At 68.8% G+C, this 6,435-nt stretch carries 7 protein-coding genes; all 7 read right to left on the bottom strand.

Going from position 1 to position 6,435, the window contains the following annotated elements; all coding sequences use genetic code 11:
• The coding region (locus tag FK498_RS16435) for a DEAD/DEAH box helicase (RefSeq protein WP_141856442.1) at nt 1-1,990 on the bottom strand (1,990 nt) is incomplete at its 3' end.
• Nucleotides 1,991-2,220: 230 nt separating this feature from the next.
• Entirely contained in the window at nt 2,221-2,598 is a 378-nt protein-coding gene (locus FK498_RS16440; RefSeq protein ID WP_141856445.1) for a hypothetical protein, read from the bottom strand.
• Entirely contained in the window at nt 2,595-3,932 is a 1,338-nt protein-coding gene (locus tag FK498_RS16445; protein ID WP_141856447.1) for a recombinase family protein, read from the bottom strand. The genes FK498_RS16440 and FK498_RS16445 overlap by 4 nt, the downstream gene beginning before the upstream one ends.
• The gene (locus FK498_RS16450; RefSeq protein WP_141856452.1) at nt 3,929-4,435 is read right to left on the bottom strand and encodes a DUF2924 domain-containing protein; all 507 of its coding nucleotides are present in this window, start codon (nt 4,433-4,435) and stop codon (nt 3,929-3,931) included. Before FK498_RS16450 ends, FK498_RS16445 begins: the two co-directional genes overlap by 4 nt.
• A gap of 282 nt (nt 4,436-4,717) precedes the next feature.
• Nucleotides 4,718-5,353, bottom strand: coding sequence for a hypothetical protein (locus FK498_RS16455; protein ID WP_141856454.1), 636 nt, complete (start codon nt 5,351-5,353; stop codon nt 4,718-4,720).
• A gap of 44 nt (nt 5,354-5,397) precedes the next feature.
• Nucleotides 5,398-5,679, bottom strand: coding sequence for a helix-turn-helix domain-containing protein (locus FK498_RS16460; protein ID WP_141856456.1), 282 nt, complete (start codon nt 5,677-5,679; stop codon nt 5,398-5,400).
• Nucleotides 5,676-6,435, bottom strand: a 760-nt coding sequence (locus FK498_RS16465) for an ImmA/IrrE family metallo-endopeptidase (RefSeq protein ID WP_141856458.1), incomplete at its 5' end; no start/stop codon positions are given. The genes FK498_RS16465 and FK498_RS16460, both read right to left, overlap by 4 nt.

Raw genomic sequence — 6,435 nt, forward strand, 5'->3', positions numbered from 1 at the left:
CTCGACAACCCGTTGGAATCACAACCCGCCGTGACCTCCCAACCCTCGTTCCCACCGCATTCCGAAACAGCCTCTGAAGTGCAGCGTCCTGCCTGTTGTCGGTGAAGGCCAGCAGCTTGCGCTTGTCGTCCGGCACGGCGCTACCCGGGCGGTTCAGCCACTCCAGCGCGCTGGAAACGATGAGCGTCGTGGCGGAGCTGCGACCCTCGGCGGACAGTCCAGCCAGCTTCGTGCGCTCGCTGGACTTCGACGCTGGCATCTCGTGGCAGCACGGACAGAAGCCCAGCTTCCCAGGCAGGAACCAGAACGGCCGCCCATCTGGCCGAACGGTTCCGTCGGCAGCCACGTGCATCCGTCTGGGGACCTGCTTGGCCCTGTTCGGTCTGAGCCGGACTACACCGCGTTGCTCCTCGAGCCACTCTTCGGGGTAGCTTTCGAGGTCCCCGGTGAACTTGTACTCCTCGTCGCCGTCTCCGACCGGCGTGAGATAGCCAGCCAGATCGTCGCCATCATCAGTGGCGAGCGGCGTATCGTCGATGTCGCGGGCCAAGAAAACCTGCTTGCCGTTGGTCTCCACCAAGGTGACAACATGATACTCGTGCCCACAGGACCGGCAGAAGCGGGTTGGATAAAGCCTCGCCTCTGGGTCAGCAGGGTCGTTGATCTGTCCCTCCAGGGAGACATTCCGTGGCGCCGGTCGAAGGGTGGTGTAGACCTCTCCCGATCCTGCAATGAAGCGATGGAGCTTGAAGGCGAGGAACGCGCGGTCGCCCGACCCGCCCCGGGCGGACTCCGGAAGGCTCACTCGGGTCAGGAAGGCTTCGAGCGCACCGGCACACTGCTCCTTTGGCAAGCCCGTCTCGGCCGCAAGCGCCTGGGCCGCCTCTCCAAACGGGATGGGCTTCTTGCGCCGCAGGACCTGACCATCCTCGAGCCCGAGTGACAATTCGGCCCAGACCGATAGCGGATGGCGGCGAAGCTCCGCGTCGGTGAGGGCGTCGGGCAGCGGCGCCCCCACCGCACTGCGCAGCAGCGGTCGGACGTCAGCCAGGGAAAGGCTGTCGTCCGTCGCGCGCCGAAGGCTCTCATCGATCACGGCCTCTGGCCCGATTGCGGTGCCGAAAAGTCGCGACGCGACCTCCGCCACGGTCCCCGCCCGAGACGCATCAGAGCCTTCGTTGACCATCGTCGCCGAGGTCCCGATGCAGATCGGTGGTGTCGGCCCGGCGCAGCGGTCCCGGAGCCGACGAACGAGGATCGCGACATCCGCACCCTGCCGGCCGCGATAGGTGTGCAACTCATCCAGGACGATGAACTCGATGCCGCTGGCGTTGGCGATGACCTGCCTGTCGAGATCGTCCTGCCGGGTCAGTAGAAGTTCGAGCATCATATAGTTTGAGAGGAGGATGTCGGGCGGATTGGCAGCAACCGCCTGGCGCTCCGCCTCCTTCTCCTGGCCTGTGTATCGCCGCACCGCAGGCCGCAGATGGTCAGGTAGATCGGCCTGGGCGACGAACTTCTCGACCTCCTTGATCTGACTGTTGGCGAGCGCGTTCATCGGGTAGACGATGATGGCTCTCGTGCGTCGCTCGTCCCCCTGCTTCCGCGCCCTGATGACAGCGTCGATGATCGGGACGAAGAAGCAGAGCGACTTGCCCGATCCGGTGCCGGTCGTCACCACAAAGCTCTGGCGTGCGCGCGCCTTCGCTATCGCCTGTGCTTGGTGAGCGTGAAACCGGAGGGGCTCGCCCTTTGCGCGGAACACCTGCGCCGTGAGCGGGTCGAGATCACCTGACGCGGCAAGGTCGTCGACGGTTGGCCCGGCCTCATAGTGCGGATTCAGTGACAGCAGCGCATCAGGCCAGAAGAAGCCGCTGTCGTACTGCCTGTCGATGGCGGCCTTGAGGTCAGGAGCGCGAACCTTCGAGAAGGAGCGGGAGAAGGTCGCATAGCTGTCGACGAGGCTACGATCGAGGTCAAACGCCTTCACTCCACGCTCCGTCGTATAGCCAAGGAGAAGATTGCCCGAGACAGGGAAGGCGCCGAGCAGACAGACGGTCGCCCTGGCGATACGCGGGGTCGGCCAAGAGGCTGCACATGCGCATAATCGTTGCCGGAGGCTATATTACGTTTTTTCGGTGTTCAACGCCGAGATGACGGGCGTAAGCGAGCCTTACGCCGCAACCATTTCAAGACAAAAGGGCGCGGCGCTGGAGGGGACTAACGGCGTTCCCGAACCAAAGGAGAGCGGGCGAGCAATACCGGCCAAGACATCATCTCGGGCTGCCTCCCCTCCAGAATCGCCACCACCACCTCCGGCGCCAGCAGCGTGAGCTTGAGCACCCGCCTGACATAGGCGCGGTCGACGCCCTCCGCGGCGGCGAGTTCGCGGATCGAGGCGTACCGCCCTTCCTCCAGCATGCGCCGCCACCGGAACGCGCGGGCCAGCGCCTTCACCAGCGCCGGATCGCCCTTGCTGGTGGCGACGCCCGCGCCAGCGTCGCCCACGGCCACCGGCGCCCCGTCCGGCCCGATGATCTGCTTCCGCCCGCCGCGGCGCCGGATGGTCAGCGGCACCACCACCGTCACGCTGGTCATGCCGCGATCGCCTCCCGCGGCAGATTCGCCGCCATGTCCCGCGCGAGGCCAGCCAGGCCTTCGAGGTTCAGCCGGATCTCCGCCCCGGCTTCGGTGACGGTAACGCGCTCGACCAGCAGCCGGACGATGCGCTGCTGCTCGGCGGGGAACAGCTCGTCCCACAGCGGCTCGAGCCGCGCGAGCGCCTCGCGCACCTTGGGCTCGGTCAGGTCCGTCGCCTCCGCGCGCGCCGCGCGCCAGGTGCCGACCACCACTTCCGGCTGGCGCAGCAAGGCACGGACCTGCGCCATCACCACCCCCTCGATCTCCCCGGCCGGCAGGCGGCGATACGGCGCGTCGTTGGCGCCGCCCTGCAGGACCGCCTGGCTGACGTAGTAGCGGTAGAGCCGCCCCTTCTTGCGGGTGAAGGTCGGCGACATCGCCCGCCCGTCCGGGCCGAACAGCAGGCCGCGCAGCAGCGCCGGCGGGCGGTCGCGGTTCTGCGCGGCGCGCCCGTGCGGGCTCTCGGCGAGGATCGCATGCACGCGGTCCCAGAGCTCGCGCGGGATGATCGCCTCGTGCTCGCCGGGATAGGACCGTCCCTTGTGCACCGCCTCGCCGATGTAGACGCGGTTGACCAGCAGCTTGTAGACTGTCCCCTTGTCGAAAGGCCGGCCGGTGCTCGTCACCAGCCCCTCCTCGCGCAGAATGGGCAGCAGCCTTGTGGCGGAGCCGAGCTCCGCGAATCCCTCGAACACGCGCCGCACCGTCGCGGCGCCGGCGTCGTCCACCACCAGCCTGCGGTTCTCGACCCGATAGCCGAGCGGCACCGGCCCGCCCATCCACATTCCCCGCGCGCGGGAGGCGGCGATCTTGTCGCGCACTCGCTCGCCGATCACCTCGCGCTCGAACTGCGCGAAGCTGAGCAGGATGTTCAGCGTCAGCCGGCCCATGCTGGTCGTCGTGTTGAACGACTGCGTGACCGAGACGAAGGTCACCGCATGCGTGTCGAAGGTCTCGACCAGCTTCGCGAAGTCCATCAGCGAGCGGCTGAGGCGGTCGATCTTGTAGACCACCACCACGTCGATGAGGCCGGCCTCGATGTCGGCGAGCAGGCGCTTGAGCGCCGGGCGATCGAGCGTGCCGCCCGAGACGCCGCCGTCATCGTAGCGGTCGTGCACCAGCACCCAGCCCTCGGCGCGCTGGCTGGCGATGAAGGCCTCGCAGGCCTCGCGCTGGGCATCGAGGGAGTTGAACGCCTGCTCCAGCCCCTCCTCGGTCGACTTCCGGGTGTAGACCGCGCAGCGGAGCTTGCGGACCTTCGCCGGCATTGCGGCGCCGTCGCGGCGGCTCATGACCCAGGCTTCCGCAGGCCGAAGAACACCCAGCCATTCCAGCGGGTGCCGGTGATGGCGCGGGCGATGGCGGAGAGCGACCGGTAGGGCCGGCCCTGCCACTCGTAGCCGTCGCGGGTGACGGTGACGATGTGCTCGACGCCCTGGTATTCGCGGATCAGCCGGGTGCCGGCGATCGGGCGCTGCTCGTGGCGGATGCGGCGGAGCGTGATGTTCCTGCCGTCGAGCTGCTCGCCGAGCGCCTCGAGGCGCTCCAGCGTCTCGCGCCTGAGGCCGCCATAGGCCAGCTCCTGGATGCGGTAGGCCAGCCGGCTTTCCAGGAAGCGCCGGTTGTAGGGCGGCGGCTCGGTGCCGAAGAGCCGGCGCCACTCGGCCTTGAGCTCCGCGATCGGCAGGCCGGGCAGCGCGGCGAGGCGCGCCGGCACGTCGGGCTTGGGGATGGCAGGGATGGTGGGGGTGGGCGCTGTTGCGGCGGCGGGTTGCTGCTGTTTCGCGCGGGTCATGCGTCTCCCTCTCTCTCGGGGTTCGCATGACGGCGCTGGGTGGGGACGAAGTGTAGGCGAGGCTCTCCCGCCGCCGCGGCCTCACGGGCGGCGTCCTCGGCAGCGCGGCTCCTGAGCCGCAGCAGGCCGCGGGCGAGGAGGTCGCAGACCTCGCGCAGGTGGGACGGGAGATGTTGATTGAGTATCGCGGCGCGATCGATCGGCACGGAACGGTGACCCTCCTGTTCCTGATCTACCGATCGACCGCGCTGATTTTCCCAAAGCGCGTCGGGACGTGTCGCGTCAGCTCGCCGCGCGGCGTGCCTCCGGCGCCACCATGTCCCAGAGCGGCTTGAGCTTGCGCTTCAGCGTGCTCTCGTCCGGCACCTTCTTTCCCTGCGCGGCGAACCATGCCTGCACGTGACGGATCAGTGCCGCCTGGCTCGGCGGCACGCCGTCGAAGAAGAGCAGCCGGCAGGTCTCGATCCAGAACGCATCCCAGTCGTGGATCGGCTGCGCGCCACGCGGACGTGCCGGAAGCTCCCGGATCGTCGGCTGTGCCAGCTGATGCGCGGCCTCGAACCGCTCGCGCTCGGCGTGCCGCACCACGAGATCCTTTCGCTCGACGTTCAGGTACGACCACTCCGCGCCGGGGGGCGCCACATGGACGTACTCCCCCTGCTTGACCGCGAACTGTCTGACCGCGTCCTCGCCTCTCCGCAGCACACGCGATGCATCAGCTCCGCGCAGGTCGAGCAGACCGGTCACGTACTTGGTTCCCTGCGGCAGGTGGCACAGCGATCCATCCGGTGAGGGCTCGATCAGGCCCTGCTCGATCTCGAGATCGACCACCTGGACGCTGAGGGTCAGATCGCCGGCGAACACGAAGGCCTCCAGGTCGACCAGGGTCATGCCCCAGCGCCGGCAGATCTCCTCCATGCGGTAGAACGGCTTGCGCAGACTGCTGACCGCCACGTTGCCCCTCACCGCATTCCCTGCGCGCGCATGCGCCGATAGGCCAGCACGACGCGGCCGAGATCGCGCTGCATGTCCGGCGGCAGACGCTGCGCCTGGACGAACAGCTCATCGAGCCGGATCCCGAGGATCGCGGCAGCGCGCTCGATCAGCTCGTCGCGCGGCGGCTTCTCGAGCTCGCGCTCGATGCGCGACCAGTAGGCCGGCGAGATGCCGAGCCGGGCCGAGAAGTCGTTGAGACCGATCCCGAGCGCGGTCCGCCTGGCGCGGACGGTCCGGCCGAAGCTCATCGCACTCCCTCCTGCACGAGGCCGTAGCGCGCGAGGCGCACGGCGATGAAGCGCTCCGAGACGCCGAAGTCGCCAGCAAGCGCGGCGATCACGCCGCTGACCACGTCCGCCGGGTTCTCGGCAGCGAGGATCGGGCTGCCGGGCCGCCCCTGGTGCGGCCCGCGCGCGAGGCGCAATCCCTCAGTGCGCGCATGGGCGAGCAGGCGCGTGTGGAGGGCGACGGGCGGCACCAGCAGCGCACCCATGAACTCATTGGCGCGCGCCTCCGCGCCGCGACCCGCACGGTGCAGCGACGCCGCGTCGCGCGCCACGCCGCGATAGGTGCTGTTGCAGGCGAGCGCCTGCGGCACGTCGAACAGGACGTGGCCGAGCTCGTGCGCCGCGGTGCTGAGGGCGAGGTCCGCGCGGCCCCTCGTGACCGCGCTGTTGATGGAGACCAGGGCGCAGTCCGGTTCGTCGGGATCGACGTCACACAGCCCGAACACTGGCGCGCCGGATTCGTCGTGCACCGGATGCGCGAGATCCCAGACCACCGCGACCTGCCGGCCATTGATTTCGACCAACGCGGTCTCGCGGATCAGGTCGTCCAGGGCGATCGCAGGCGTGTCGGCAGGCACGCCGATCTGCCGCCGCACCAGCAGGGCGAGGCGGCGGATCGCGGCTGCGTCCAGATGCCGCCGGGTCGTGTCCCGGGGAGTGGTGTAGCAGCTCGGCCGATCGCGATCTCCGGCGGGTGATGGCCGGTGTGTCAGGCGG

It is taken from the genome of Elioraea sp. Yellowstone (assembly GCF_006704265.1).
Classification (GTDB): domain Bacteria; phylum Pseudomonadota; class Alphaproteobacteria; order Acetobacterales; family Acetobacteraceae; genus Elioraea.

Coding starts and splice junctions, on each gene's coding strand:
- FK498_RS16440 (WP_141856445.1), bottom strand. CDS start 2,598: ATGACCAGCGTGACGGTGGTGGTGCCGCTGACCATCCGGCGCCGCGGC.
- FK498_RS16445 (WP_141856447.1), bottom strand. CDS start 3,932: ATGAGCCGCCGCGACGGCGCCGCAATGCCGGCGAAGGTCCGCAAGCTC.
- FK498_RS16450 (WP_141856452.1), bottom strand. CDS start 4,435: ATGACCCGCGCGAAACAGCAGCAACCCGCCGCCGCAACAGCGCCCACC.
- FK498_RS16455 (WP_141856454.1), bottom strand. CDS start 5,353: ATGGAGGAGATCTGCCGGCGCTGGGGCATGACCCTGGTCGACCTGGAG.
- FK498_RS16460 (WP_141856456.1), bottom strand. CDS start 5,679: ATGAGCTTCGGCCGGACCGTCCGCGCCAGGCGGACCGCGCTCGGGATC.